Source organism: Winogradskyella sp. (genome assembly GCF_016744625.1).
In the GTDB taxonomy this organism is placed as follows: Bacteria; Bacteroidota; Bacteroidia; order Flavobacteriales; family Flavobacteriaceae; genus Winogradskyella.
The window spans coordinates 1-3,587 of sequence record NZ_JADGDZ010000098.1 but is presented as its reverse complement, the minus strand read 5'-3'; the positions used below and the strand labels follow the sequence as shown (position 1 = coordinate 3,587).

The window sequence follows — 3,587 nt, the reverse complement described above, 5'->3', positions numbered from 1 at the left end:
ATTTTTTATAAATCTCGCCGATGGTTCCGTCCTTTTTCATTTCCCTGATCGCCCGATTGAAGTCTTTGATAAGGGGCGAATTATTTCTAAAAGCAAAATTCCTAATTTCAGTAATACTGTTAGGGATTTCAACACTAGTCAATGATTTATATTCAAAAGCACTAGGTCCAATCTTTGTAACACTATATGATATAGAAGCGTTAGTAATTGTGCTTGGTATAGAAACATAGGTACCTCCTGTTGTATTATAATCCGTAACTTGAACTGTATTAGATGTAACAGAAGTAATTTCATAGGTTATAAAATTATCAACAAAAGTATCTCCTACAGTTTGCGAATACCCTAGTACAGATATAAAAAGAGCAGTTAAAATAAGTAATGATTTTTTCATGATTTTTGGTTTTTAATTAAAGTTTAAAGTAAATTTTGGATGTTATTTTTAATAATTCATTTTTATAAGCTCACCATTTAGGTTATACCGAAAAGTGAATGTCGTTCCACCAGTTTCTGGCCTTAGCATTACAGTGTATTCGGTTTTTGAGATATCTCCGTTTTTTGGGAATTTCACAAATGCCATACTTAGCACTGAGTTTTCAAGATTTTTTTCGACAGTTAATTTTTTGGTTGATATTTCGGCTAATTCGCCTAATGTTGAGAGGTTGATTTTATCATCTAACTGAAACATAAAATCTGTTGCTTTACTTCCTTGTGGAACTTCAATAGATATATCTTGATTTTGTTTCCAAGTATTTTGCGTTAAATTCCATTGTCCCATTTGTAAAGATTCTGGGTTTTCGGTAACTGTTACTCCAATGATATTACCAATAGATTCATTATAAGTTATTGTTAAATCTGTATAATAAGCATCATCTCCAAACTTGCTTTTTAATTCGAGCTCTATTGCTTCAAAACCTGCTGCTGTTACTGGTTGTTTACTGATTCCGTCACCACATGATAGAAATGATATGATGACTAATAACGTAAAGAGGAGGTTAACAATCTTTAATTTAGGTTTGATTTGATCCATAATATTTGTCGATTTGAGAGCTCAATGTATATGGAACAAGTGAAGAAAAAAACAGCAAATCTATTTCTGAGGTTTCAGAATATATAAGTGTGATGGTTAATGGAATATGTGAATTTATAAATTTGCAATTTTATCCGATAAACGAATTAAAATTGTAGTCTATTACTTAATTTTTAAAAGTGATTTATTAAAATTTAAAAGGATTCAACTCAACTATTTTTAAGTCAAAACCTTAATAAACATGCAGTATATACCAACTAGTGTGAGCTAATTTTTATCCCAATTAAGAAAACTAGATAGGAAGGCTTCTTTTTTTCTAGAAGATACAGGTATTTTTTTTCCATTCTTTAAATGAATTGTACCAGACTTATCATAGCGATCAATAAACTTTAAGTTTACCATAAAAGACTGATGTGGACGTGTAAAGTCGGCTTTAGAAAGCTGTGGTTCAAATTCCTTTAATGTTTTTGATACCATATACTTTTTATCATTGTTACAATAAAATGTGGTATACCCTTTGTCAGTTTCACAAAACATTAATGTCTTAAGATCTATAACCTGAAAACTATCGTGAAGGGATAATATGAGTTTAGAATTTTCATTTTTCCAAACTTGTTTAACGGTATGTATTTGTTGCTTTTGTTCTGTAATAGGTAAATCGGCTACTTTCTTCAGAGCGGTTCTTAACTCATCTATATCTACTGGCTTTAAAAGATAATCTACGGCTCCAATTTTTAAAGCTTGCAAGGCAAATTCTTCATAAGCTGTAATAAATATAATCTTGAAATTGAGATGATCCGTTTGGTCTAAAAAATCGAAAGCCGTACCATCTGTAAGATTAATGTCTAAAAATATAAGCTCTGGTTTACATGCATTAGCAACTACAACTGCTTCTTTTACAGATTCGCACTCACCTATTATTTGTATATCTTTATCTACTAACTCTAATAGATTAAGTAACCCTTTTCTAATATAAGCTTTGTCTTCTACGATTAGTGATTGCATTATACGTTATCTGTTTTATAAGGAATTATTAAAGTAACTATGGTTCCTTGTTTGTTGTATTTCTGTCTATCCTCAATACTTACAGCCCCTTTTATATTAAAATCTTTAGATAACATTTTTAGGCGCTCTGAAGTAATAGTTGTTGCTAATGACTTTTTATCTTTCTTCTTAAATCCATTTTTGGTATCAATGCCAATACCATTATCTGTAATGGTACAAATCAATTCGTTATTTGAATATTTAAGCTGGATATCTATTTTTCTATTCGCCTTTTGGTTCTTAAAAGCATGTTCTATGGCATTTTCTATAAATGGTTGAATTAGCATTGGTGGAATTTTAAATAAGGTTGCATCTATTAAATCATCTACTAGAATTGTATATTCATAAGATTGACTTTCCTCTAAATTTTGAAGCTCTAAATAGTTATTTACAGCTTCCAATTCTTGGTGAAGAGGGACCAATTTATCTCGTGAATTTTCTAAAGTAATCCGTAGTAATTTTGAAAATTTAGATAAGTAAAACATCGATTTTTTATCTTCATTATTTAATATCATGCCTTGCAATACAGAAAGCGAATTGAATATAAAATGTGGTGTCATTTGTGAGCGCAAGAGTTTTTGCTCTATAGCTATATTTTGAGTTTTTGATTTTTCGTTCCTTAATTTTAAGAAGAAAATAATAGTCCCTAAAATTAAAATCATCGCCAAAAACCCAATCACACCAAGCAATAAATTTCGTTGCGACTTTTCTAAATCCTGAGATGTCGCTTTTACTGTTTTGGTCAGTTTTAACTCTCTAATACTAGCAGAGTCTATTGCTTGTTTGTATTTGTATTCGTATTCTAATTGGGCTATTTTTTCTACGTTTTCTTTGTTGAAAAGGCTATCATTTAGTATTTTAAATTGTTGATGGCTTTCAAATGCTTTTTTATATTTACCTGTTTTATTATAGATTTTAGAAAGCAAGTAGTAGGCATTTTTTTTGTGCCTTAAAAACTCATGTTTATCTGATAATTGGGCTAATTTCTCGGCATTGACTAAAGCTAAATTATAGTTTTTCAAACCGTAATATGTATCTGCCATACCATGATATGAATCTGATAAATCGTATGGAAAATTATTTAGCAAATTCAATTGATAGGCTTCTTTAAAATAGCTTAAAGCTTTTGAGTATTTCTTGGTTTCGAAGTATGTAAAGCCGAGACCATTAAGGCCTGAGGATAAATTTACATTATCATCAATTTCTCTACTAAGTGCAATGGATTCCTTATAGTAATTAATTGCAGTATTAAACTCTCCTTTTTCGTAATAGATACCACTAATATTATTTTTTAATGCTGTTATATTTTTGACATTGTATTTTGCACTTTTTATTGCAAGAGCTTTATTGTAAAAATTTAGTGCTTTATCATTTAAATTTTGTTGCCTATATAAATTTCCTAGATTGTTTAGCGATTGAAATATACCTATAGAGTCTTTAGCATTTTCGGCTACCTGTAAAGATTCATTATGGTATTTTAAAGATAATGGATAATTGCCTTGCTCATAATATACAC

Annotated in this window: 4 protein-coding genes; all 4 read right to left on the bottom strand. The window is 29.7% G+C overall.

Translation table 11 applies throughout. From position 1 onward, the window contains the following. The coding region (locus tag QZZ53_RS14965) for a leucine-rich repeat protein (protein ID WP_296386154.1) at positions 1 to 391 on the bottom strand (391 nt) is incomplete at its 3' end. Between the two features lie 48 nt (positions 392 to 439). Then, complete coding sequence (locus tag QZZ53_RS14960) at positions 440 to 1,027, bottom strand: hypothetical protein (protein WP_296386152.1); 588 nt, start codon at positions 1,025 to 1,027, stop codon at positions 440 to 442. A gap of 267 nt (positions 1,028 to 1,294) precedes the next feature. Continuing rightward, entirely contained in the window at positions 1,295 to 2,032 is a 738-nt protein-coding gene (locus QZZ53_RS14955; RefSeq protein ID WP_296386151.1) for a LytTR family DNA-binding domain-containing protein, read from the bottom strand. Next, the coding region (locus tag QZZ53_RS14950; RefSeq protein ID WP_296386149.1) for a tetratricopeptide repeat protein at positions 2,032 to 3,587 on the bottom strand (1,556 nt) is incomplete at its 5' end. The genes QZZ53_RS14950 and QZZ53_RS14955, both read right to left, overlap by 1 nt.